Raw genomic sequence first — 24648 nt, 5'->3', positions numbered from 1 at the left:
CAGCCGGATGGTTCCGGCTGACCCCACCCGCGGATGCGCACGCTCGGTGAATCACCGGAGATCCATATCCTGATGCCTTGTCATATCATATTGAGAACAAGGGAATGGGAACCGTGGAACCGCCGGACGTATCTGGGTACACACCAGTAGGAGTTACTGGATACGCGGCGAAGAGGGGCCGGTCCCATGGCGCTCTACACCTACGGCGGGACGCCCTCCGACGTCCTGACCACGACGGGCGGCGAGGCTCTGCCCGACTGCCCGGTCACCCTGCGCGTCGCCGGGGGCGGCGGTGAGATCGCCGGCGGCGTCTTCGAGACGGACGGGACGACGCCGATCCGCGTGCTGCTCAGCAACGGCCCGGGATCCTCGGCCCCCGGGGCGCTGCGGACGTTCCTGGTGGAGGACGTCCCGGCCATCGAGTACGAGTACCCCGACGCCGCCGGTCGCGTCGTACGCCGGTACCGCGCCGCCCGGGAGGCCGCGCGACCCGCGGCCGGCCGGGAGGGCGCGGCGGCCGGGCAGGAGGCCGTTCCGTCGCTGACCGGGCCGGTCGACCTCTCCGGGCAGCGGGTCTTCAACCCGATGCTGTTCGGCGCACTCGGGGACGGGGTCGCCGATGACACCGCGGCCGTCCAGGCCGCCCTCGACGCCGCCTACGCGGCCGGTGGCGGCATCGTCTTCTTCCCGCCCGGCGGCACGTACAACGTGTTCACCTTCGTCGTCTGCCGGGCCAACACCACGGTCGTGGCCCACGGCGCGACCATCCGATCCATCCACGCCACGACCGGCTGCTTCCGCAACTTCTACGGGGACGACTCCTTCCCCGCGTACGCCGGCCACTCGCACATCCGCGTGTACGGCGGCACCTGGGACGGCAACGCCTACCGTGCCGCCGACGGCAGCGGTGTGGTCACCGGGACGACCAACATCATGACGTTCATCCACTGCTCGGACATCCTCGTCAAGGACGCCGTCTTCCGTGACTGCTCGGGCGCCCACGGCATCGAGGTCAACGCCGTCGACGGGTGCCGGATCGTGGACTGCCGCTTCGAGGGGTTCGTCGACAACACCCCCGACCAGTCAAGGGTGACGTCCGAGGCCGTCCAGATCGACATCGCCAAGACCGGGTCCAGCGCCATCGGCGCGTTCGACGGCACCGCCTGCCGGGACATCCAGATCACCGGATGCTGGTTCGGCCCCTCCGCACGCCTCGGCGACTGGGGCCGCGCGGTCGGCACGCACGCCGCAGTGACCGGATCGTACTTCGACCGGATCACCGTCCGGGACTGCGAGATCGTCGGCGCCTACGACACCGGAATCCTCGCCCTGTACTGGCGGGACTCCGTCATCTCCGGCAACCGTATCTCCGGCACCGGTGCGGCCGGCGTCCTCGCGGCCACCACCTCCTCGGCCCCGCAGGGCTGCCGCTGCCTCACCATCACCGACAACATCATCGACGGCTCGGGCTCCGACGCCGGAATCCGGATCGCGGGGCTGGCCAACGCCCTCTGGAGCGACGTGGTCGTCCGGGGCAACACGGTTCGCGCGGGCACCGGTTACGGGGTACGGACCGACTACGCGTACGGCACGGTCATCGAGGGCAACCGCACCACCGGCACCGGCGGAGGCGGCATCCTCGCGCAGCGCAGCGACCGGGTCACGGTCACCGGCAACTCGGTGGCGGCGGCCGGGTCGAACGGGATCAACATCGCGGGCTGTTCGGGCGCCCTGGTGGCGAACAACCTGATCGACGGCACCGCCGCCAACCACGGGATCATGGTCGGCGTGGCGAGCGCGCCCGGCGGCAACGCCACCGTGTCGGGGAACACGGTCCGCGCCGCCGCCTCGGCCGGTATCCGGGTGACCTCGCCCGGCTGCCTCGTCACCGGCAACCAGATCAGGAAGGACGGCGGCACCACCGTCACCGGCGTCTCGACGGGCGCGACCGCCACCGGCTGTGTCATCGCCGGCAACGACCTGACGGGCAACGACTGGACGGCCGCCACCGCCCTGCTCCTGGCCGGGGCGACGGCGCTCGACTGGAGCGGGTCGACCGTCAGCCCCGGTCACAACCTCGTGTGAGCGGGACGAAGTTGCCGGAACGATAGTTGCGGGGGGTGGGCAAGTAGCTTGTGGCCGTGTGGAGTTGGTGTGATCGAAAGGTGCGCCCGAGGTGCGCGTTCGTCTAGGTTGGTGATCCTGGCCCGCTGCCGTGTCCGCCCGAGGAGGCGCTTTCCGTGTCCGACCGTGATCCCCGCTTCGAGTCCAGTGCCGCAGTCCGGGCGCGGATCGACACCGGCAAGCCGCACTCCGCGCGCTTCTGGAACTACTTCGTGGGCGGCAAGGACAACTACGACGTCGACCGTGCGGTGGGCGACCACATCAAGGAGATCTTCCCCGGCCTGGTCGACGTGGCCAGGACGAGCCGCCACTTCCTCGGCCGTGCCGTCCGGTACCTGGCGGTGGAGCAGGGCGTACGCCAGTTCCTCGACGTCGGGACCGGACTGCCGACCGCCGACAACACCCACGAGGTCGCCCAGCGCGTCGCCCCGGACTCCCGGATCGTGTACGTCGACAACGATCCGCTGGTGCTGGCCCACGCCCGCGCCCTGCTGACCAGCACGCCCGAGGGGAGGACCGACTACCTCGACGCCGACCTCTACGAGCCCGAGGAGATCCTCAAGACCGCCGGGGGCACGCTCGACCTCTCGCAGCCGGTCGCGCTGATGATCCTCAACACGCTCGGCCATGTCGCCGCGTACGAGGAGGCGCGCTCGCTCGTCACGCGGCTGATGGCCGGACTGCCCTCCGGCAGCTACCTGGTGATCAGCGACTCCACCTCCACCAGCGAGGGGATGATCGCGGCGTCGGACGCGTACAACAGGAGCGGGGCCATCCCCTACTACGTGCGCGGCGTCGACGAGATCGCCGGCTTCTTCGACGGTCTCGACCTGGTGGAGCCCGGTGTCGAGCAGGTCACGCGGTGGCGCCCGGAGGCGGACACGGTGACCGTGGAGGTCGACGCGTACGGCGCCGTGGGCCGCAAGCCGTAGCACCGGGACGCGGAGCGGTACGCAGAGAGCGGTGTGCGGGGCAGGACGGCCGCGCCGTACGGGACGGCGGTCACCTCGGGGACTCCCAGGTCAGCGTCGTTCCTCCGGGACCGCCGTCCTCCCGCGCCCCGTCGTCCGTCACCACCAGACGTACCCCGCCGGCGCCGTCCGCCGACCGCGCCGCCGCGTCGATCTCCACCTCGATCGCCGTCGCGCCGCCGCGCCGGTGCGCCGCGGCGAGCGCGTCGCGCAGCGCGGCCAGCAGCTCCCGGGCGACCCGTGGGGTCACCAGCGTGTCCACCGCGCCGATGAAGCGCACGGACGGGCGGAAGCCCAGCAGCACCGCCGCGCCGCCCGTCTCGCGCAGGACCGTGGCGCGTACGCCCGTCGGGCCGTCCGAGGGGGGCTGCTGGAGGGCGAAGATCGTCGTCCGTACCTCCTGGATGGTCGAGTCCAGCTCGTCCACCGCGCGCCCCAGCAGCCCGTCCAGGGCCGGTTCGGCCACCCGCCGCCGGGTCGACTCCAGCATCATCTCCGTGGCGAACAGCCGCTGCACGACCAGATCGTGCAGGTCGCGGGCGATCCGGTCGCGGTCCTCGTACACCGCCAGCCGCTCCCGGTCGTGCTGGGAGTCCGCCAGTACGAGCGCGAGCGCCGCCTGCGAGGCGAACTGCGTGGCCAGCAGCCGGTCCACCGCCCGGTACGGTCTGCCGCCGCGCCGGCGGGGCAGGGCCAGCGTTCCGATCAGCTTGCCGCCGCTCTGGAGCGGCAGCATCATGCTCGGCCCGAAGCGTGACCGCACATGGGTGGTCATCCGGGGATCGGTCGACGAGTCCTCGATGAACACCGGCTCCCCACCGAGCAGTTGGACGAGAACGGGGGAGCCGGGGGCGATGGTGGTCCCGACGATGTCGCCCGGGTCGTCGGACGTGGACGCGGCGACGATCTCCATCCCGCCCTCGTCGGTCGGCTGGAGCACCACGCCCGCGAAGGCGTCGGCGAGCACGCGGGCCGACTCGGCCACCGTCGTCAGCGCGTCCATCGCGTTCACGCCGGTCAGCAGCGCGTTGGTGACGGCGGCGGCGCCCGTGATCCACCGCTCGCGCTGCCGGGCCGTGCCGTACAGCCGGGCGTTGCCGATCGCGACGGCCGCCTGCGAGGCCAGTACCCGCAGCAGGTTCTGGTCCTGCTCGGTGAAGAGACCCGCCCGCTTCTCCGTCAGATAGAGATGGCCGAGGACTTCCTCGTCGAGCTGGACCGGCACCCCGAGGAAGGAGCGCACCGGGGGGTGGCCCGGCGGGGCTCCCGCCGACCGGGGGTCGGCCGCGGCGTCGTCCAGGCGCAGCGGCCGGGGGTCCGTCAGGAGCAGTCCTGGCAGTCCGGTGCGGCCGTCGGGGAGCCGCCCCGCGGTGCGGCGGCCCCCTTCACCCGTTCCGGTGGTGAACAGCTCGGCCAGCCCGCCGCGTTCGGGTTCGACCACGCCGAGGCCGCCGTACCGTGCGCCGACGAGTTCGGCGGCGCTGTCCACGATGCGCTGGAGCGTGGAGCGCAGTTCGAGGTCGTCGCCGATGCCGAGGACGTCCTCCAGGCGCACGGGCGGCCCGGCCGCACCGCCCCCGCCCGCCGCGTTCCCGCCCCTACGGCCGCGACCGGGGCCCGCCGCGCCCGCCACCGCCCGCCCCGCGCGCCGTCCCGGCACTCAGCGGGCGTCGGCCAGCGGGTTCAGGACCATCGGCTGGATCTTGCCCTCCAGCATCGCCCCGAGGCCGAGCACGGCGCAGATGTCCGGGCGTTCCGCGATGGCCACCGGCATCCCCGTCACCTTGTGGAGCATCTCGTCGAGCCCCGGCAGCAGGGCGCTGCCGCCGACCATCATGATCCCGCGGTCCGCGAGATCGGCCACCAGATCGGGCGGGCAGTCCCGCAGCACCTTGCCGATGCCGTCGAGGACCGCGGTCAGCGGCGTGTAGATCGCGTTGCGTACGGCGGCGGTGTCGACCAGCACGGAGCGGGCGATCCCGGTGGCCACGTCCCGGCCGTGGATCTCGGTCTTGGCCGGTCCTTCCGGGCTCAGGCCGTTGCCGCTGAGGGCCAGTTGCAGCGGGCGTACGGACTGGCTCGGCAGCATCAGTTCGTGCTGGTGGCGCAGGTGCTGGATCACCGCGTGGTCGATCGCGTTGCCGCCGACGGGGATCCGCTGCGCGGTCACGATCGCGCCGAGCGAGAGCACCGCGATCTGAGTGGTCGCCGCCCCGCACATCATGATCATGGTGGCGGTCGGCTGCTCCACGGGGAGACCGCAGCCGACGGCCGCGGCGATCAGCGTGTCGACCAGCTCGACCCGGCGGGCGCCGAGGCCGAGCAGGGTCTCCACGGTGGCGCGCTGGGCCAGCGGATCGGCGTCGTGCGGGGTGGACGCGGCGGCGCGCAGCCGGGGCTTGCGGCGGAGCTGTCTGCGGAGCTTGTCGCCGATGAGGTGGCGCAGCATCCGCTGGGCCATCTCGATGTCGACGACCGTGCCGCCGGTGACGGGACGGGCGACCCGGATGTAGTCGGGGGTACGGCCCGTCATGCGTTCGGCGAGGGACCCGACGGCGATGAGCGCGCCCGTACGGGTGTTCACGGCGGCGGCACTCGGCTCGTCGACGACGAGTCCGGCCCCCTTCACGAACACCCTCGTTCTCGCGGCCCCCAGGTCGACGGCGATGTGGCAACGGCGCAACTGCTCAAGACTGACGGTCACGGCAGGGTCTCCCGAGAACGCTGATGTGGTGCACCGGCGGCGCCGGCCCTTGTACGCATCGTGCGGCCCCACGGCGCGCCGCGCGCGTCGGGCTGCTCCGCTCGGGCGTCACTCGGCCGGTGGCCGGCCGGGCGGCCGGACGGTGGCCGGGCCTCACTCGGGCGTCGCTCGGTCGGTGGCCGGTGGCCGGTGGTCGGACGGCGGCCGGACGGTGGCCGGGCCCCGGGCGGCGTCGGGGCTGTGACGCGTCGTCACTCCGTCCGGCGCTGCAGCAGGCCCCAGGTGAACTCCGCGACCCCGACCCCGCCGCCGGGCAGCGTGAACCGCAGCCCCGTCCTGGTCGGCGCCGTCCCCGGCAGCGGCTGGACCGGCGGGAACGCCCGTGCCACCTCGTCCACCGTGCACGACCAGGGCCGCAGATCCTCCGCCGTACGCGGCTCGGGCCCGGCCTCGCCCGGGGCGCGGACGAGCCACCCGTTCCACACCGCCCCGCCCGGCGCGGTCATCACCTCGAAGCGCAGGGCGGGCCAGAGCACCACCGGCCAGAGCAGCGCGTCGCACTCCAGATCGCCGATCCTGCGCCGGGTGACGCTCTCAGGAGCGCCCAGTACGGAGCGGTAGCGGGCCACCGCCGAGCGGGAGCGCGGCGAGCGCACCATGGCCTGCCAGCGGCGGTTGGCCTCGCGCATGTCGGCCGGGGACGCCCCCAGTTCGTGGCGGGCGTCGTCGACCAGCTCCGGCTGGTGGTCAGCCATCCGGCGCAGCAGGACGAGCTGGAATTCGAGCGGCCCGAACGGCCCGTTGGTCGTCATGTGCGCCATCCTGCCCGGTGCGCCCGCGTACGATCTGCCGGGCCCGGCCCGCCGCCAGGCGTACCACCGGGCCACACCACCGGCCCGCTGTTCCGCACAGGACCCTCACAGGCCCGACATCAGTACCCCTCCGGAGCCGCATAACCTTCGGGCGCCATGGACTATTGCCACCCGTGCCGACGGCACCTCAACGGAGCACTGACCTGCGCCGGATGCGGTACCCCCGCCGAGGGGCCGGGGCACGGACACCCCGAGCGGGACGTCCGGGGCGGCGAGTTCGCGGGCGGTCACGGAGAGCTCGAACCCGTGATCGACGGTGACATGGGCCTGATCGGCCACGACCCCGGCTCCGCCCCCGACCCCCGCCCCGGCGCCGCCCCTCATGCCGGATCCCGTGCGGAGGGCCGCGCCGCCGGGCGTCGCAAACCTTCGCGCCGGGCCCCGCGCAAGGCGCCTCCGCAGGGGCGCCGGGCCAGGGACCGGCGTGGGCGCAGGGTGCTGGTCGGCGCGCTGGGGGTGGTGCTCGCGGCGGGCATCCTCAGCCTGGCGCAGCTCGCGTTCGAGGTGCCGGGCCGGGACCACGCGGCCTCGGTCAAGGAGGACACGTCCGTCCTTCCCGACGGCGGTTCCCGCGACACCGGCCGTCCGGCCGCGCCCGACGATCCGGGGCCGCGGGAGTCCCCGGGCTCCGGCTCCGGATCCGCTTCCGGCGACGGTACGGGCCCGACGGTGGACGGTTCCGCCGCCCCGGCCGGCAGCGGTGACCCGGACGCGGACCGGTCTCCCGGGGAGCCGGCGTCCACCTCGTCCGACACGTCGTCCGGAGCCGGAGCCGCAGCCGGTGCGGTGGAGGGCGACGGTACGGACCCGGACGCGCCGGGCTCCGGCGCCCCCGAGCCCGGCGCGTCCGGTGGATCCGGTACGACGGGTTCCGGTGACGCGGCGGGCGGCTCCACGGGCGAACCCACCGGCGATCCCGCCCCGGCCACACCGACCTCGGCGGCGCCGCCACCGCCACCGCCCGCGCCGGAACCGGAGCCCGAGCCGTCCGAGACCTGCACCCGCTTCCTCTGGTGGTGCACCTGAGGCTGGTGGCGCATGTGAGGTCGGCGATGCCTTTGGGAGGGGCCGCGTCAGAGCACGCTCTGGCCCAGCATCCGCTTCAGCAGGTCACGCAGCACCGTCCGCTCCTCCTCCGAAAGCCCGGCGAGCGGCGCGCGGGCGAAGCCGAGCGAGTCCCGCAGCAGGGCGGCCGTCGAGAGCCCCTTCTCCGTCGGCGCCGCGAGCTTCACCCGCCGGTCGGCCGGGTCGGGGCGCCGCTCCACCAGGCCGCGCGCTTCGAGCCGGTCCACGATGCCGGTGACGTTGGACGGCTCGCACTTCAGGTTCTGCGCGATCCGGCGCATGGGCATAGGTTCCAGGGAAAGCAGTCCGAGGACGCGCGCCTGCGCACCCGTGAGGGAGTGCTCGGCCGCGGCCCGGTCGTACTCCTCGTAGTAGCGCGCCACGACGGTGCCGATGAGTTCGAGGACTTCGACGGTCAGCGGGTCTCTGCGCGTGGTGGTGGCCATGGCTACCAGCGTACCCACATATTTGACAACCTGAAATATTCAGGAGCATGGTTGTTTCAGGTGGTGAAGCTTTACCCATGGCATCCGGCTCATCCGGTGTCCGGCTCGCCGCCGCAGAGCTGTCCAAGGAGGACCCCGCCATGACCGCACTTCCCGCGTCCGGCCGTGCCTGGCATCTCGTCGCCCGACCCCACGGCTGGCCGGACTCCGGTGACGTCGCCCTGCGCGACGTTCCGGTGACCGAGCCGGGCGAGGGCCGGATCCTCGTCCGCAACCTGTACTTCTCGGTCGACCCCTACATGCGGGGCCGGATGAACGACGTGAAGTCGTACGTACCGCCGTTCCAGCTCGACCGCCCGATGGAAGGCGGCGCGGTCGGCGAGGTCATCGCCTCCCGCGCCGAGGGGTTCGCGGTGGGCGACCATGTGCTGCACGGTCTGGGATGGCGGGAGTACGCCGACTTCCCGGCGGACAAGGCCACGAAGGTCGACGCCTCGGCCGCCCCGCTCTCCGCCTACCTGAGCGTGCTCGGCATGACCGGTCTGACCGCGTACGCGGGCCTCTTCGAGACCGCGTCCTTCAAGGAGGGCGACGCCGTCTTCGTCTCCGGCGCGGCCGGCGCCGTCGGCAGCCAGGTCGGCCAGTTCGCCCGGCTCAAGGGCGCCTCGCGGGTCATCGGTTCCGCGGGCTCCGACGAGAAGGTCAAGCTCCTCGTGGAGGAGTACGGCTTCGACGCGGCCTTCAACTACAAGAGCGGCCCGGTCAAGGACCTGCTCAAGGAGGCGGCGCCCGACGGGATCGACGTCTACTTCGACAACGTCGGCGGCGAACACCTCGAAGCCGCGATCAGCTCGCTCAACCTGCGCGGCCGTGTCACCGTCTGCGGCATGATCGCGCAGTACAACAGCACCGAGCCGACCCCGGGGCCGCGCAACCTCGCCCTCGTGATCGGCAAGCGGCTGCGGATCCAGGGCATGCTCGTCGCCGACCACTTCGGGCTCCAGCCGCAGTTCGTCGAGGATGTCGCGGGCTGGCTCGCCGCCGGTGAGCTGAAGTACAACGAGACCGTCGTGGACGGCATCGAGAACGGCTTCGACGCGTTCCTCGGCGTGCTGCGCGGCGACAACACCGGCAAGATGGTCGTGTCGCTCGGCGGCTGACCTCCCGCAGGTCTGAGGCCGCCCGCCACTCGAAGGCCGCCCGCCGGTCGAAAGTCGCCCGCGCCGGTCGAAGGCCGCGCGCGCCGATCGGAGGCCGCGGGCCGGCCGGCCCGTTCACCGAGGCCCGGAGGGCCGCACCCCGCCACGGGTGTGGCCCCCGGGTCTTTTCTTGCGCGAGGGATTGACTCGTCCGCGCTCCGACCATAGTTTCCGGTTCGGAGTTACGGTCGCCGTTCGATATTTCGGACAATGGAGGGCGGGGCCGTGGGAGGACGACAGAATCGAGCCGTCATGCCACCATCGCTCCCGAGCCGCCGCGGCGTGCTCGGCGGAGTAGGAGCACTCGCCGTCGCCGGCAGCTTCGGCCTGGCCGCCGCCGGGACCGGTGCCTCCGCGCTCACCTCGGCCACGGACACCCGTGTCCGCTACTGGAACCTCTTCAGCGGCGGCGACGGCGGCAACATGATCGCCATGCTGGACGCCTTCCGCCGCGCCAACCCCGCCATCGGCGTCAAGGACTCCACCTTCCAGTGGGGCAACCCCTTCTACACCAAGCTGGCCATGGCGGCGGCCGGCAACCGCGCACCGGACCTGGGCGTGATGCACCTCGGCCGGGTCACCGGCTTCTCCCCCGGACGCCTCCTCGACCCCTGGAACGTGGACCTGCTCGCCGAGTACGGCGTGCGGGAAGCGGACTTCAACCCCGCGCTGTGGAAGCGAGCCGTCGTCGACGGCGCGCTCTACGCACTCCCGCTCGACATCCACGTACAGCTCTGTTACTACCGCAAGGACGTCCTGAAGAAGGCGGGCCTGCTCGGGGACGACGGCCGGATGGTGCCGGTGACGTCGGCCGACGAGTGGTTCGACGTGCTGAAGGAGGCCAGGAAGGCCACCAGGAAGGGGCTGCAGACCATCGGTCTGTGGCACAGCGACCAGAACTTCCAGTGGTGGTTCTTCGTGGCCTTCTACACCCAGCTCGGCGGCACCTGGTTCGACGCCGGCAACACCGAGGTCACCTTCGACGTCGACAAGGCCACCCAGGTCCTGGAGTTCCTGCGCCGGCACATCACCGACGGATACGCCGACCCGGGGTACGGCGGCACCGCCGGAGCCGAGCAGTTCGTCAACGGCTCACCGTTCGCCTGGGAGGGCAACTGGTCCGTGCCGGTCTTCTCCGGCGCGAAGGTGGAGTACGGCGCGACGCCGCTGCCGCCCGTCTTCGGCAGGCAGGCCACCCACGCCGAGTCGCACTCCTTCGTCCTGCCGCACCAGTCCGACCGCGGCGGGCCCGCCGACCGGGGCGCGCACCGGCTCGCCGCGTACGTGGTCAAACACGCCTTGCAGTGGGCGGCCGGCGGCCACATCCCCGCCTACACGCCGACGTTGTCCACGCCCGCGTACCAGAAGCTCGAACCGCAGCACGAGTACGCGAGCGCCATGACGCACCAGGCCACCGAGCCGAAGGTGTGGTTCGCGGGCTCGACCGGCGTCCTCGCCCAGGAGGTCGGCCCCCTCGTCGTCTCCTCGACGACGGGCTCCGCCAAGCCGGACGTGGCCGCCGGGCGGATGAGGAAGCAGCTCGCCAGGCTCCTCGCCATGAAGAACCCGATGGACGGGAAGACCGCCGCGCAGGGAGGTGCGGTCGCATGACGACGACCGGCGCCGGGACCGTCATCGCCCCGGCGCGCGCGAGGACCGCCGCCGGCAGCGCCACGGGCCGCCGCAAGCAGGGCTTCCAGCACGGGGGCTGGTTCGTCGCCCCGTTCCTGTCGCTCTTCGTCCTGTTCGTGATCCTGCCGCTGCTGCGCGGCGTCTACCTCAGCTTCACGGACGCCAACATCTCCGGCGACAGCACGAGCTTCATCGGTCTCGACAACTACCGCGAGGCCCTGCACGACTCGATGATGTGGGACTCGCTCGGCCGGAGCGCGTACTTCACGCTGCTCGTCGTGCCGTGCATCACCGTCCTCGCCTTCCTGCTCGCGATGCTCGCCCACCACATCGAGCGCGGGAAGTGGCTGTGGCGGCTGTGCTTCTTCATGCCGTTCCTGCTGCCGTCGACCGTCGCGGGCAACCTGTGGCAGTGGCTGTTCAACCCCGGCACGGGCATGATCAACTACGTCCTCGGGATCGACACGCCCTGGCTGACCGACAAGGCGTACGCCCTGCTCGCCGTCGTCATCCAGACCCTGTGGTGGACGGCCGGCTTCAGCTTCCTGCTCTACCTCGCCGCACTCCAGTCCATCCCCGCCCACCTGTACGAGGCCGCGAACCTGGACGGCGCGAACGCCTGGCACCGCATGGTCCACATCACCCTGCCGATGCTGCGCAACATCACGGGTCTGGTCATCGCGCTCCAGATCCTCGCCTCGCTGCAGCTCTTCGACCAGGCGGTGGTGATGCAGGACTTCGGCCCAGGACCCGAGAACAGCACCAGGTCGTTCGTGCAGTACACCCTCGAACAGGGCTTCACCAGCTATCGCGTGGGATACGCCTCCACGATGTCCATCATCTTCTTCGTGATCATCGCGGCCGTCGCCCTGGGACGGATGTGGCTGCTGCGCAAGAGTGAGGAGGGCGCGCGATGACGGCCACCACGGTCGGCGAGAAGCCGTCGCCGGACGGGAAGAAGACGTACGGGAGGAAGACGGACGGGAGGAAGACGGACCGCACGGAGGCGTACGGGACCAAGGCGTACGGCAGGAAGGCGTCCGGGAAGCAGTGGACGCCCAGCCAGATCGTGCTCACCGCGCTCGGCGCCGCCGTCTCCGCGGTCTGGACGGCGCCGCTGCTGTGGGCGCTGTTCACCTCCCTCAAGTCGGAGGCCGAGGCGGTCGCCCTCCCCGTACGGTGGCTGCCGAAGGAGTGGACGACCCAGGCGTGGGCGGCCATCTTCGAGACCGGCAACCTGCCCAACTGGTTCGTCAACTCGTTCGTCGTCTCGGTCTGCGTCACCTCCGTCGTGGTGCTGGTCGCCGCCCTCGCCGGGTACGGCTTCGCCCGCACCGAGTTCCGCGGGAAGAACGCGCTGCTCGGCCTCGTCATGGCCGGTCTGATGGTGTCGCCCGCGGTGCTGGGCGTCCCGCTGTTCACCACCGTCCAGTCGATGGGCATGGTGGACACGTACTGGGGGATGATCCTGCCGCAGTGCGCGCCCGCGGCGATGGTCTACATCCTCTACAAGTTCTTCCAGTCCATCCCGAGGGAGCTGGAGGAGGCGGCCTTCATCGACGGCGCGGGCCGGTGGCGGGTCTTCTTCACCATCGTGCTGCCGCTGTCGCGGCCCTCGCTCTCCGCCGTCGGCATCTTCACCTTCATCGCCTCGTGGAACAACTTCCTGTGGCCCTACATGGTGACCAACAACCCCGACCTGATGACCATGCCGAACGGCATCGCCACCGTCATGAACTCCTACGGCATCCAATGGGCGCAACTGATGGCCGGCGGGCTGATGGCGGGCCTGCCCCTGGTGATCGTCTTCGTCTTCTTCCAGCGGCAGATCGTCAGCGGCGTGGCCCACACCGGGCTGGCGGGCCAGTGAACGGGACGGCGGACGGGACGGTGAACGGGGCGGCAGGCGGGCCGGTGAACCGAGGAGTGGACGGCGGTCGTCCCGGTCGAAGCGCTTCCGCGCCCCTCCGTGCCCCCGCGTTACGGCGCTGAACCGCGGACCCGGTCCCGCACCGCTCCCCGTTCTCCTGCTCTCATCGTTCCCACGCTCACCTTCACGTCGCCCCATCCCTTCGCGTTCTCACCGTTCCATCGTCAGTTGAGGAAGTCATGACCCGTTCCGCACGCTTCACCCTGCACCCCGACTTCACCGTCGGTGAGGTGAACCCCCGTCTCTTCGGCTCCTTCGTCGAGCACCTGGGCCGCTGCGTCTACACCGGTCTCCACGAGCCCGGCCACCCGACCGCCGACGAGGCGGGGCTCCGTACGGACGTCCTCGACCTGGTCAGGGAGCTGGGCCCGACGGCCATCCGCTACCCCGGCGGCAACTTCGTCTCCGGCTACCGCTGGGAGGACAGTGTCGGCCCCGTGGACGAGCGGCCCCGCCGGCTCGACCTGGCCTGGAAGAGCACGGAGTCCAACCGCTTCGGCCTCGCCGAGTTCATCGACTTCGTCCGCAAGGCGGGCCCCGAGGCCGAGCCGATGATGGCCGTCAACCTCGGTACGCGAGGGGTGGCCGAGGCCATCGAGCTCCAGGAGTACGCCAACCACCCGGCCGGCACGGAACTCTCCGAGCGGCGCCGGGCGCACGGCGACAAGGACCCGTACGGCATCAAGCTGTGGTGCCTCGGCAACGAGATGGACGGCCCCTGGCAGACCGGCCACAAGACCGCGGAGGAGTACGGGCGGATCGCCGCCGAGACCGCGCGGGCGATGCGCCAGATCGACCCGGACGTCGAACTGGTCGCCTGCGGCTCCTCCGGCTCCGGGATGGAGACCTTCGCGGAGTGGGAGGCCACCGTACTGGCCGAGACGTACGACCTCGTCGACTACGTCTCCCTGCACGCCTACTACTGGGAGGCGGACGGCGACCGCGACTCCTTCCTGGCCTCCGCGGTCGACATGGAGACCTTCATCGAGAAGGTCGTCGCGACCTGCGACCACGTCGGGGCCCGCCTCAAGTCGAAGAAGAAGATCAACCTCTCCTTCGACGAGTGGAACGTCTGGTACATGGAGAAGCCCAACCCGCACCAGGTCGAGGAGTGGGAGGAGGCCCCCCGCCTCCTGGAGGACGTTTACTCGGTGACGGACGCCGTCGTCTTCGGCTCCCTGCTGATCGCCCTGCTCCGGCACGCCGACCGGGTCACGGTGGCCTGCCTGGCCCAACTGGTCAACGTGATCGCGCCGATCATGACCGAGCCCGGCGGGCCCGCCTGGCGGCAGACCACCTTCTTCCCGTTCGCCCAGGCGGCGAAGTACGGGCGGGGCACGGTCCTGGACGTACGGGTCGACTCGCCGTCGCACGAGACGAAGAAGCACGGCGAGACGGATCTGCTGCACGCCACCGCCGTACGGGCCGACGACGGGTCGGTCACCGTCTTCGCGGTCAACCGCAGCCAGACGGAGGCGCTGCCGCTGGAGGTCGCGCTCGCCGGTCTCGGGGTGACGGAGCTGGTGGAGCACTCCGTGCTCGCCGACGCCGACCCGGAGGCCAGGAACACGCTGGAGGACCAGGAGCGGGTCGCCCCGCACGCGGGTGAGGGCACGGCGCTCGCCGACGGCGCGCTGACGGCGACGCTGGAGCCGCTGTCCTGGAACGTGATCCGGCTGCGCTGACCCGCCGCCGTACGGCCCCGGCCCCCGGTGGAGCGCTTGCGGCGCTTCCACCGGGGGCCGGGTGATGTCCGGGAGCGGCCGGGCGACGTGTGGGGCTCCGGGTGAGGAGCGTGACGAAGTCTGCGCGAACCGTTGACGCGGAAGCGCTTCGACTCTAGCTTCCCGTCCGAGCGTCGTCCGAAGTGACGATCGCAGTTCGACATACCGAACAGTCCGAACGGTTTCCCCGCACGCCGTAAGGAGAATTCGCGTGAGCCGCACCCCCCGCACCCCCCGCACCCCCCACAACCCCCGCACCTCCGGGACCCCCCGCGCCGCCGGGAGCTCCCGCACTCCGCGGAGGTCCCGGGCGTCCCGCAGGGCCACGCTCCTCGCCCTGCCCGCCGCCGTCCTCCTCGCCCTCGTCCCGAGCAGCGCCTCCGCCTACCCCAACCCCGGCCGGGTCACCGGCGACATCGTCGTCCACGACCCGACGATGCTGCGCACCTCGTCCGGCCAGTACCTGCTCTACTCCACCGGCGACGGACTCCAGGCCCGTACCTCCACCGACCGGACCGCCTTCGGCCGCAACAGCTCCGCCTTCACCACCCTGCCGAGCTGGTGGTCCACGTACTCCTCCGCCAAGGACCCCTGGGCGCCGGACATCTCGTACCACGGCGGCAAGTACCTGATGTACTACGCCGTCTCGTCCTTCGGCTCCAGCACCTCCGCCATCGGACTGGCCGGCTCCACCACCGGGCAGCCCGGGAGCTGGAGCGACTACGGCATCGTCTACACGTCCAACGCCTCCAGCGACTACAACGCCATCGACCCCAACCTCTTCGTCGACGACGACGGCAGGTGGTGGCTCTCCTTCGGCTCGTGGTGGACCGGCATCAAGATGATCAGGATCGACCCGGCCACCGGCAAGCAGTACGTCGGCGACACCGCGCGCCGCCCGCTGGCCTCGCGGCCGACCGGCACCAAGGCCGTCGAGGCACCCGTCGTGATCAAGCGGAACGGCTACTACTACCTGTTCGCCTCGTACGACACGTGCTGCGCCGGGACCAGTTCCACGTACAAGATCAAGGTCGGCCGGGCCACCGGTGTCACCGGTCCCTACGTCGACAAGAACGGCGTGAACATGATGAACAACGGCGGCTCCCTCGTGCTGGAGAGCCATGGCCGCTACATCGGCCCCGGCGGCCAGTCGATCATGCCGGACAGCGACGGCGACCTGCTCGTCTACCACTACTACGACGGCCAGGACAACGGCACGCCCAAGCTCGGCGTCAACCTGCTGAGCTGGTCCGGCGGCTGGCCGACGGCGTACTGACGGGGGCCGGTCATGACACACACCGCCCATGCCGCGAGGACCGCCGGCACCGCGCGGACCGGGAGGGCCGCCGGGGCCCGCCGCGCGCTGGTCCTCCTGCTGGCCCTGCTCCTCGCCGCCTTCGCCGCCCGGCCCTCCGGGGCCGCCGACTCCGCCGAGGGCCGCCCGTACACCAACCCGGTCAAGGCGCAGAAGGGCGCCGACCCGTGGATCCAGTACCACGACGGCAACTACTACCTGATCACGACGTCCTGGACCTCCGAGCTGACCATGCGCAAGTCACCCACCCTGGCCGGACTCCCGACCGCGCCGAGCGTCCAGGTGTGGTCCGACTCCACCTCCTCGCGCTGCTGCAACATGTGGGCGCCCGAGACGCACTTCTGGAACGGCCGCTGGTACCTGTACTACGTGGCGGGCCAGGGCATCGCCGACTACAACCCCACCCAGCGCGTCCACGTCCTGGAGAGCGCCGGCGCCGACCCCATGGGCCCGTACACCTACCGGAGCCGGCTCGGCTCCGACTGGATGCTCGACGCGAGCCTGCTCACCCTGAACGGCTCGCTGTACCTGCTGGGCAGCGCCAACGGCGGCGGTACGCAGAACCTCGTCATCGCCCCGATGAGCAACCCGTACACACTGAGCGGATCCTTCTCGACCATCTCCACACCGGCCCTCGCCTGGGAGCGATCGGGCGGTACGGTCAACGAGGGCCCCGAGGTGCTGCAACGCGGCGGCAGGACCTTCATCGTCTACTCGGCGAGCGGCTGCTGGACGGCCGACTACAAACTCGGCCTGCTCACCTACACGGGGACCGACCCGCTGAGCGCGTCGTCCTGGACGAAGAAGTCCACGCCCGTCTTCAGCCGCGACGACGCGGCGGGGGTGTACGGACCCGGCCACAACGGGTTCTTCAACTCGCCCGACGGGAGCGAGAGCTGGATCGTCTACCACGCCAACGACGCGGCGGGCGACGGCTGTGACAACGGCCGCACCACCCGCGCCCAGAAGTTCACCTGGAACACGGACGGCACCCCGAACCTCGGCGCCCCCGTCGCGCTCGGCACCACCCTCGCCGGGCCCTCCGGGGAGAGCGCGGCCACCCCGTCGGCTTACACCGTCGTCAACCGCAGCAGCGGCAAGTGCCTTGAGGTGGAAGGGGGTTCGACGGCGGAAGGTGCCAATGTCCGGCAGTGGAGCTGCACCGGAGGGGCGCAGCAGCGCTGGCGGTTCGAGGACCTCGGCAATGACACCAGCCGGCTCGTCAACGCCGCCACCGGCAAGGTCCTCGACACGGCGGACTGCTCCGTCGCCGACGGCGCCGATCTGCGCCAGTGGTCCTGGCTGGGCAACCTCTGCCAGTCGTTCCGGCTGGTCGTCACCGAACAAGGCGGCTGGGTACGGATCGTGAACGCGCGCAGCGGCAAGGTCGCGGACGTCGCCAACTGCTCCACGGCCGACGGGGCGGACGTACGCCAGTGGTCCTGGCTGAGCAACACCTGCCAGCAGTGGCAGATCAGGCCCGTCTGACGCACGGAGCGGAGGGGCCGCTCCTCCGGTACACGGACGTGTACGTGTACGCGTACCGGAGGAGCGGCCCCTGGCGGCTCAGCTCAGGATCCCGGGTTCGGGTCCGGGTCCGGGGCCGATCAGCGCGCCGCCGCCAGCAGCGCGCGGCCGACCTGCGGGAACAGCCCCTTCGGGTGGTCGCGGAAGAGCGGCTCCGTACCGAACAGCGTCACCCGCGCGCCCGTCGCGGACGTTCCGCTGACGATCGACGCCCGGCCCGCCGCGTCGCCCGGGGCGCCCGTGCCGTCCTCCTTCGCGCGCCAGTGGCCCGACACCAGCGGGTTGCCGTTCCCGTACGACTGGTCGACGCGCACCCCGGCGCCGAGGCCCGTGAACCAGAGCGGCGAGTAGACGAACGAGTGCGCCGGGGCGCCGCCCGTGACGGCGCCGCCCGCGTTCACCACCCGGACCACCCCGTTGGCGTCGCCGTTGCCCGCGACCGCCGTGGCGGGCAGCAGCCCGGCGGCGGTGTTGAACGCCGCGCCGGCCGAGCCGAGGGCGACCAGGCCCCCGCCGTCGGCACCCGAGCCCAGGAAGGAGCCCAGCGCCGCACGGGCCGCCGCGCCGAGGTCCGCGTACCGCAGGCCGGACGAGACGAACAGGACGTCCACCGCCGACCAGTCGAAGCCCGCGTTCAGCGTGGCCGCCGACACCGGCACCACCTCGAACCCCATCTCCCGCAGGGCGAACGACTCACCCGAGGTCACGGCCGCGGCGACCCGCGTACGGTGCAGCGCCCCCGTGCCCTTCTCCTTCGTCGCGGTGAAGGCGACCCCGTAGCGGTCCGCGAGCACGGCCGCCCGCTGACGTGCCGACGACGGCACGATCGCCGAGCCGTCCGCCGCCCGCCGTACCGTCACGCCCCGCGCCAGCAGGGAGTTGAGCGCGGCCAGCTCCTTCGGGTCGTCGAGCCGCAGCCGCAGATCGCCGGTCCGGTCCACCTGACCGGTGGGGGCCGCGGCCGACACCGTACGCCCGGGGACGAGCCCCGGCGCGTGCGCGCCCCCGCTCACCTTCTGGACCTTGTCGACGCTCGCGCCCCACAGCAGCCCGAGGCTCCACCCCGAGATGTCGTACATCGTGGAGACGTCCGCGCTGATGTCCCGGCCCGCGTCCAGGATCACATTGGCCACACCGCGCTTGGCCTGGTGCATGTCGACCACGTACGAACCCGCCGGATACCGCGTGCCCGCGAGCCGGAAGCCGGCGCTCGCGCGCCGCACCCGCACATCGTTGGCGACGAGGTGGTCCACCAGCCGGGCCGCCGCGGTCGCCGAACGCTGTCCCGCGCCCGCGGGGATCACATACGCGCGGGGGAAGCCGGTGGTGTAGACGTCCTCGGGGCCGATGCCCGGCACCCCCGGCACCGTCTCCTCGGACACCGGCCGCTGCGCCTCGCCCGCGGCGCCCCGCCGAAACGTTTCCATCTGGTCCGCGAGCACCGAACTCCGGTTCTCGTCGGTCCACTTGAGCGTCGCGCGCATCACCGCACCCGCGATGTCCGTGTTGATCGCGGACCGCCGGCGCAGCTCGGTGACCGGGAGGGAGTCGTACGAGCTGTTGTTGACCCGCATCGGGAACTCGACGGTGTGCGAGGCCACCGCGCCCTGGAACGCCATGTACTGCGGAGTGAAGATCGGCGGCCAGTCGTCCCAGCCCTCCCGCTGGTCACGGAAGGGGATGACGGCCGGGTCCACACCGTCCTTCCCCGGCGTGTAACCGAGGCCGTTCACCGCCTTCTCCATGCCGAGGGCGTTGGCGTAGGCGTTCTTCAGGAAGAGGTCGTACTCGTAGTTCTCGCCGTGCGGCGGTGTCGTCGGCTCGATCAGCGTCCCGTTGACATAGCCGTGCAGATCGAGCATCACCGCGGGCTGCTTGTCGACGGCTATCCGCCGCACGGCGCGGGACTCGGGCTGCGAGCCGGTGATGAAGTCCCGGTTCAGGTCGAAGCCGGCCGAGTTGGCGCGGGTCCCGGCGATCCGGCCGTCCGGGTTGGCGGTCACATTGAGATAGACACGGTTCGACGCGAGCAGCCCTGCCGTCCCGCTGTCCTCGGCCTTCGCCAGCTCCTCGATGAGCTTCAGGGCGGCGTCCGTACCCTCCCACTCGTTGCCGTGGATGTTGTTGTTGATGAACACCGGTGTCTTGTAGGAGGACTTGATCCGGCGGTCCTTGGCGGCCAGGGCCGGCGCGCTCTCGATCAGCTCGCGCATCCGCCGCTGCTCACGCACCTGGTGCGCGCTCTCCGGCGCGGTGACGGTGACGAGATACAGCTCGTGCCCGCCGGCCGAGCGGCCCGCGACCTCCACACTCACCCGGTCGCCGAGCTTCTGCAGGGCGTTGAGCCGGGGAGCGAGCGAGTGGTACGGGGCCAGCCCCAGCTTGATCGACTTGTCGGCCGGATTCGCCGGAGGGGTGTCCAGGACGGTACGGCGCGGGTAGGCGCGGCCGTCCGGGAGCGCGGTACCGCCCGTGCCGGGGGCCGTCGCGCCGGTACGGGCCGCGGCGGCATCCGGCTGGGTGCCGCGCTCCCGTACGGGATGGGGCCGCGGCGCGTCCTCCCGTACGGGAGCGGCGGAGGCGGGCAGCGGCGCGAGCAGCAGGGCACCGGCCGTGACGGCGGTGGTCAGCAGGAGCGGTCGGGGTATCCCCATGCGTGGGTTTCCTCCAGTGAGGTGGACGGGGGAGGGTGATCGACGCTGATCGGTACGCAGGGGTCTACAGGGTGCGCCCCGGGACGGCAAGGGGGGCCACCGCTCCGCCGGTAGGCTGACCCCCATGCATGATCTGGGGTCGGGTTTCGGCTATGTGATGAAGGGCCAGCGCTGGGTCGCCGGTCACGGCCGGTGGCTGGGGTTCGGGCTGCTGCCCGGTCTGGTCACCCTGGTGCTGTACGCGGGCGCGCTCGTCGGACTCTTCTACGGGGCCGACAACCTGATCGCCTGGACGACGCCCTTCGCCGACGACTGGGCCTCGCCCTGGCTCGGGCTCTTCCGCGGCTTCCTGACCGTGCTGCTCTTCGTCCTCGGGCTCTTCCTCGCGGTGATCACCTTCACCGCGGTGACGCTCCTGGTCGGCCAGCCCTTCTACGAGTCGCTGTCCGAGGAGGTCGACCGCACGGAGGGCGGCGAGGTCCCGCGGTCGGAGCTGCCGCTCTGGCGCGACCTGTGGATCTCCGCCCGGGACAGCGTGCGCATCCTGGTCCGGGTGGCGCTCTACGGGATCCTGCTCTTCGCGCTCGGCTTCATCCCGGTCGTCGGACAGACGGTCGTACCCGTGCTCGGCTTCTGCGTCACCGGCTACTTCCTGGCGGAGGAGCTGACGGCGGTGGCGCTCCAGCGCCGCGGCGTCGAGCTGAAGGAACGCCTCGCACTGCTGCGCGGCCGGCGGATGCTCACCCTCGGCTTCGGCGTTCCGATCGCGCTCGCCTTCCTCGTCCCCGTCGTGGCGGTCTTCCTGATGCCGGGGGCGGTGGCGGGGGCGACGCTGCTGGTCCGCGACCTGACGGCGGAGCGCGACCCGGAGGAGCCGGAGACGGAGCCGGACGCCGCGGGGGCGGGGCGGCCCGGCGTACCGCTCACACTGGAGAAGTAGCCGGACGCGCCCCGCGCCCGGTGAGGGGCCCTGCGCGGGCGGAGACCTGTGCGGGTGGACCTCAGGAGGCGTCGGCGGCCACGGTGATGATCGACCGGAGCTGCGCGACGATGTCCAGCCGGTTCCGTACGAACTCCGGGTCGGTCACCGTTCCCGTCGCCGGGTCCGTGTTCCCCGCGCCGAACTGGAGCACCGGCGTGTGCACATGGCCGCCCGGTACGGACCGGCCGAGCCGGTCGCGGAGCAGGGTCGCCCGGTAGGCGATCTCGTTGGAGAGATAGTCCCCGCCGCCGCCGGCGCGGGCCGCCGAGCCGGGGGTCGGCCCGTCGGGACGTACCACCGGGGCGGTGGCGCCGGCCGGGACCTCGGTCACCGACGTGTTGTCGTACACGGGGAAGCGGCCGGTGTCCGCCGCCACGATCGCGCGGTACGGCAGGCTGGTCACCGTCCACTGCGGCTGCGACGCCGGGTCGTGCACGGGGACGAGGCCGGTCTCGGAGACGTTCTCGTTGTCGCCGAACCCGCCCCGCCAGGCCCCGTTGAAGCGCTCGACGTCGATCCGGCCGACCCGGCCCTGGCTGACCGTGACGAAGAGATCGGCCCGCGCCAGCGGCCCGCGCAGCGTCCGCTCCACCGTGCCGTCGGCGAAGTCCTGCCAGCGGACGGGGAAGACGGCGGCCTCGATCCTGGCCGGACCCTCGGCGGTCGTGACCACCGTGCCGTCCAGCGCGAGCGCGGTCGCCCCCGAGGGGTTGCTGATCCGGATGTCACGGTCGAGGGTGAACGGGTCGAAGCCGGTCACGACGATCCGCTTGACGCCCTTGCCACCCTTGGTCCCCTTGCCGTTCCTGTCGGGGAACGCCATGGAGTCCTGCCCCCGCGACGTACGCTCCAGCGTCCCCAGCAGCCGGGCGCGCGCCGCCTCCGACAGCCCGAACTCCGGCTGCCACTGCCGCAGTTCACGGCTCATCGCCAACCGCGCCCAGTACAGCGGCCGGTCGTCGTCCCGGCTCAGGGCCGGTGCCGGGTACGCGGGACCACGCCCCTGCGCCCGGTCCACCGCCCGCCGCCACAGCCGCGCACCCTCCCGCTCGACGGCCCGCTCGGCCGCCTTGTACGAGGTGGCACCGCGCAGCGCCCGTACGAACCCGGGCGCCACCTGGTCGAACCCGCCGCGCCGCAGGATCTCCTGGGGCACGGCCCGGTCGAGGCGCCGCTCCTCGACGGTGGGGGCGGCCGTCGTGGGGGCGGGGGCCTTGGCGGTGGCGGCCGGAGGCAGCACGGCGAGGGTGAGCGCGGCGGTGGTGAGCACCACGATCCCGAGCCGATCGGGCCGCACGCGCAGGCGTACACGTAGAGGCGTGAGTCTCACGGGAGTCCTTCCGTCGGGTGGCGGAAGTATCGCCTCCGGACAGCCCTGTTGACCATGGCCACCGGTGAACCGGCCGGGGAGAGACGGCCGACTCGGCCGGGCGGCCCCGAGCTCTCCGGCGACTCCGTGGCGTGTTCCTCCGCCGAACCGCTCAGGATGCCGTCGTCACGGGCGAGTTCTTCTCCGAACCAGGTCCTCGCCTGCGAGCCTTGCTGGGTACGGCTGCTGTGGCGCCGGGGCGCCTTCGCCGGGATCACCGCGCGCGACCGCGCCGGACTCGTACCGGCGTCCCGGATCCTCCGGCGCCGAGAAATCCATCGTGCGGTCATGTGGCGGGAAGGCCGTGGCACCCGACACACAGCAGCCACACGCAGCCTCTGCGACAGGCAGCCCCTCCGTGTCCCAGCGGCTGAGAAATCGCGGCCGCGTGTCCACCGGATGAGGTGCGCGTTCTTGTGAGCCGCACAACGGTGCTCCTACCGTCCGTACACCCCTGCGGCACTGTGGCCGCGACGCGTGCAAAGGAACACCATGGCAGACCGTTCGCTGCTGATCGCGCATATACGGATCACACCGATCCTGATCGAGGACGCACCGCTGCTGAACCTCCAGGGGGTTCATCAGCCCTGGGCCACGCGGGCGATCATCGAGGTCGAGACGGCCGGTGGCATCGTCGGTGTGGGGGAGACCTACGGCGACGCGGAGCACCTGGAGGCACTCTCCCTGTTCGGCGCCGAGTTGGCCGGAATGTCGGTCGCATCACCGAACCTGTTGTGGAAGGTGGCTCAGCGTGTCCTCCGGCCCGGTGCGGTCGCGTCGTCCCTGACGGACGGCAAGCCCAGCAGTTGGGTGACCGGCGTTGCCAGCCTGCGTAAACTCCATGCCATCTGTGTCTCCGCGTTCGAGGTCGCGTACCTCGACGCGCTCGGACGTTCACTCGGTCTGCCCGTTCACGAACTGCTGGGCGGAAAGGTTCGCGACCGCGTCGACTACGCCGCCTACCTCTTCCACAAATGGGAGAAGCACCCTGTCCCGGGGGCGCCTGTGGACGACTGGGGTGCGGCCCTGGACCCGGCCGGTGTGGTGGCGCAGGCGCGTCGGTTCGTTGATCGTTACGGCTTCAGGTCGATCAAGCTCAAGGGGGGTGTTTTCGAGCCTGCGCAGGAGGTTTCGGCGATCAGGGCGCTGAAGGAGGCGTTCCCGGAGCTGCCCGTGCGCCTGGACCCGAACGGGATCTGGTCGCCGGAGACGTCCATCGAGGTGGCTCGTGAGCTGTCCGGGGTCGTGGAGTACCTGGAGGATCCCACCACCGGGCAGAAGAACATGTCCGCCGTCCGCAAGGCCACCGGTATCGACCTGGCCACGAACATGTGCGTGACGACCACGGAGGAGATCCGCTCGGCGGTGGAAGTGGACGCGGTGCAGGTCATTCTCTGCGACCACCACTTCTGGGGCGGTCTGCGGGCCACACACCAGCTTGCCGGCGTCTGTGAAGCGCTCGGTCTCGGACTGTCCATGCACTCCAACACCCATCTCGGAATCAGTCTCGCCGCGATGACGCACGCGGCCGCGGCTGCCCCTGGCACTCTCCACGCCTGCGACACGCACCGCCCGTGGCAGCCCGAGGACGTCATCGAGTCCCCGCTGGAGTTCGTCGACGGTGCGGTCGTGGTGAGCGACGATCCCGGACTGGGCGTGGAACTCGACCGTGAGAGCTTGATGGTGCTGCACAAGCGCTGGCAGGACAGCGACGTTCGCCGACGCGACGACGTCGGTGCGATGCGGGTGGCTGACCCGTCCTGGGTGAAGCCCGAATTTCCTCGCTGGTGAGGGGCCGGCATGGCGGACAGAACTCTTCCTCCTCCACCGGACGCCCGCCTCACCGGCACCACGATGGCGTTGGCGGTCAGCGCGGTGGCCCACGCGGGGTGGGCACCTGCCGGAGATGTTCAGCCCTGATGTCCGCTTGTCCGGTGTCGCCTCCGCCCGGGAGATCTCCAACTCGTCGGCCGGCGGCCTCGCGGCTCCGGGCGGCACCGCGCGGATGCCGACAGGCCGGTCGGTGACCGCGGCAGGCGCCTAGGGCGTGTCCGCAATGTCGGTTGGTCGTTGGTCCGTTCGTGGTGCGTCGTCATGAAGTGACTGATCAGGCCTGGGCAGTGATCGGGCCGTT

The 24648-nt window shown here is 71.5% G+C and carries 18 protein-coding genes; 12 read left to right on the top strand and 6 right to left on the bottom strand.

Going from position 1 to position 24648, the window contains the following annotated elements; translation table 11 throughout:
* Positions 1-186: 186 nt before the first annotated feature.
* Entirely contained in the window at positions 187-2085 is a 1899-nt protein-coding gene (locus ACFXPL_RS34760; RefSeq protein ID WP_384927152.1) for a right-handed parallel beta-helix repeat-containing protein, read from the top strand.
* Between the two features lie 155 nt (positions 2086-2240).
* On the top strand, positions 2241-3056 hold the full coding sequence (locus tag ACFXPL_RS34755) for an SAM-dependent methyltransferase (protein WP_384927151.1): 816 nt from the start codon (positions 2241-2243) through the stop codon (positions 3054-3056).
* A 70-nt stretch (positions 3057-3126) separates the two neighbouring features.
* Here the strand turns inward: ACFXPL_RS34755 and ACFXPL_RS34750 are convergent, their stop codons facing one another.
* From ACFXPL_RS34750 to ACFXPL_RS34740, 3 genes are all read right to left on the bottom strand, one after another.
* On the bottom strand, positions 3127-4650 hold the full coding sequence (locus ACFXPL_RS34750) for a GAF domain-containing protein (protein WP_384927156.1): 1524 nt from the start codon (positions 4648-4650) through the stop codon (positions 3127-3129).
* A gap of 105 nt (positions 4651-4755) precedes the next feature.
* Positions 4756-5799, bottom strand: a complete 1044-nt coding sequence (locus ACFXPL_RS34745; RefSeq protein ID WP_384927150.1) for a rod shape-determining protein — start codon at positions 5797-5799, stop codon at positions 4756-4758.
* A 251-nt stretch (positions 5800-6050) separates the two neighbouring features.
* Positions 6051-6611, bottom strand: coding sequence for a hypothetical protein (locus ACFXPL_RS34740; RefSeq protein ID WP_384927149.1), 561 nt, complete (start codon positions 6609-6611; stop codon positions 6051-6053).
* Positions 6612-6767: 156 nt separating this feature from the next.
* Here ACFXPL_RS34740 and ACFXPL_RS34735 point away from each other — a divergent pair, with 156 nt between their 5' ends.
* Positions 6768-7697: a hypothetical protein gene (locus ACFXPL_RS34735; RefSeq protein ID WP_384927148.1), complete on the top strand. Its 930-nt coding sequence runs from the start codon at positions 6768-6770 to the stop codon at positions 7695-7697.
* Positions 7698-7744: 47 nt separating this feature from the next.
* On the opposite strand, the gene ACFXPL_RS34730 is transcribed toward ACFXPL_RS34735, so the two are convergent.
* Positions 7745-8182, bottom strand: a complete 438-nt coding sequence (locus ACFXPL_RS34730) for a MarR family winged helix-turn-helix transcriptional regulator (RefSeq protein ID WP_384927147.1) — start codon at positions 8180-8182, stop codon at positions 7745-7747.
* Between the two features lie 140 nt (positions 8183-8322).
* Between ACFXPL_RS34730 and ACFXPL_RS34725 the strand changes: the two genes are divergently transcribed.
* The 7 genes from ACFXPL_RS34725 to ACFXPL_RS34695 all read left to right on the top strand — a co-directional run bounded on the left by ACFXPL_RS34725 (position 8323) and on the right by ACFXPL_RS34695 (position 17470).
* Positions 8323-9342, top strand: a complete 1020-nt coding sequence (locus ACFXPL_RS34725; protein ID WP_384927155.1) for an NADP-dependent oxidoreductase — start codon at positions 8323-8325, stop codon at positions 9340-9342.
* Positions 9343-9633: 291 nt separating this feature from the next.
* Positions 9634-10992 (top strand): extracellular solute-binding protein, encoded by a 1359-nt coding sequence (locus ACFXPL_RS34720; RefSeq protein WP_384927146.1) that lies wholly within the window; start codon positions 9634-9636, stop codon positions 10990-10992.
* Entirely contained in the window at positions 10989-11930 is a 942-nt protein-coding gene (locus ACFXPL_RS34715; RefSeq protein WP_384927145.1) for a carbohydrate ABC transporter permease, read from the top strand. The genes ACFXPL_RS34720 and ACFXPL_RS34715 overlap by 4 nt, the downstream gene beginning before the upstream one ends.
* A complete protein-coding gene (locus ACFXPL_RS34710) occupies positions 11927-12883 on the top strand; it encodes a carbohydrate ABC transporter permease (protein ID WP_384927144.1) in 957 nt (318 codons plus the stop codon). The genes ACFXPL_RS34715 and ACFXPL_RS34710 overlap by 4 nt, the downstream gene beginning before the upstream one ends.
* Before the next feature lie 239 nt (positions 12884-13122).
* The gene (locus ACFXPL_RS34705; protein ID WP_384927143.1) at positions 13123-14628 is read left to right on the top strand and encodes an alpha-N-arabinofuranosidase; all 1506 of its coding nucleotides are present in this window, start codon (positions 13123-13125) and stop codon (positions 14626-14628) included.
* A gap of 376 nt (positions 14629-15004) precedes the next feature.
* Complete coding sequence (locus ACFXPL_RS34700; protein WP_384927154.1) at positions 15005-15943, top strand: arabinan endo-1,5-alpha-L-arabinosidase; 939 nt, start codon at positions 15005-15007, stop codon at positions 15941-15943.
* 12 nt (positions 15944-15955) lie between these two features.
* The gene (locus ACFXPL_RS34695; RefSeq protein ID WP_384927142.1) at positions 15956-17470 is read left to right on the top strand and encodes a family 43 glycosylhydrolase; all 1515 of its coding nucleotides are present in this window, start codon (positions 15956-15958) and stop codon (positions 17468-17470) included.
* A 119-nt stretch (positions 17471-17589) separates the two neighbouring features.
* Here the strand turns inward: ACFXPL_RS34695 and ACFXPL_RS34690 are convergent, their stop codons facing one another.
* Positions 17590-20163, bottom strand: coding sequence for a M14 family zinc carboxypeptidase (locus tag ACFXPL_RS34690; RefSeq protein ID WP_384927141.1), 2574 nt, complete (start codon positions 20161-20163; stop codon positions 17590-17592).
* A 124-nt stretch (positions 20164-20287) separates the two neighbouring features.
* On the opposite strand from ACFXPL_RS34690, the gene ACFXPL_RS34685 reads away from it, so the two are divergent.
* Positions 20288-21103 (top strand): EI24 domain-containing protein, encoded by an 816-nt coding sequence (locus ACFXPL_RS34685; RefSeq protein ID WP_384927140.1) that lies wholly within the window; start codon positions 20288-20290, stop codon positions 21101-21103.
* Between the two features lie 61 nt (positions 21104-21164).
* Here ACFXPL_RS34685 and ACFXPL_RS34680 read toward each other — a convergent pair whose 3' ends face one another.
* Positions 21165-22442, bottom strand: a complete 1278-nt coding sequence (locus tag ACFXPL_RS34680; protein WP_384927153.1) for a pyroglutamyl peptidase — start codon at positions 22440-22442, stop codon at positions 21165-21167.
* A 564-nt stretch (positions 22443-23006) separates the two neighbouring features.
* On the opposite strand from ACFXPL_RS34680, the gene ACFXPL_RS34675 reads away from it, so the two are divergent.
* Positions 23007-24305: an enolase C-terminal domain-like protein gene (locus tag ACFXPL_RS34675; RefSeq protein WP_384927139.1), complete on the top strand. Its 1299-nt coding sequence runs from the start codon at positions 23007-23009 to the stop codon at positions 24303-24305.
* Positions 24306-24648 lie beyond the last annotated feature (343 nt).

Origin of the sequence: Streptomyces sp. NPDC059092, from assembly GCF_042756365.1 — a bacterium.
Classification (GTDB): Bacteria; Actinomycetota; Actinomycetes; order Streptomycetales; family Streptomycetaceae; genus Streptomyces.
Note: the sequence above shows the minus strand (reverse complement) of the source record. Positions and strands in the feature narration are given on the sequence as shown.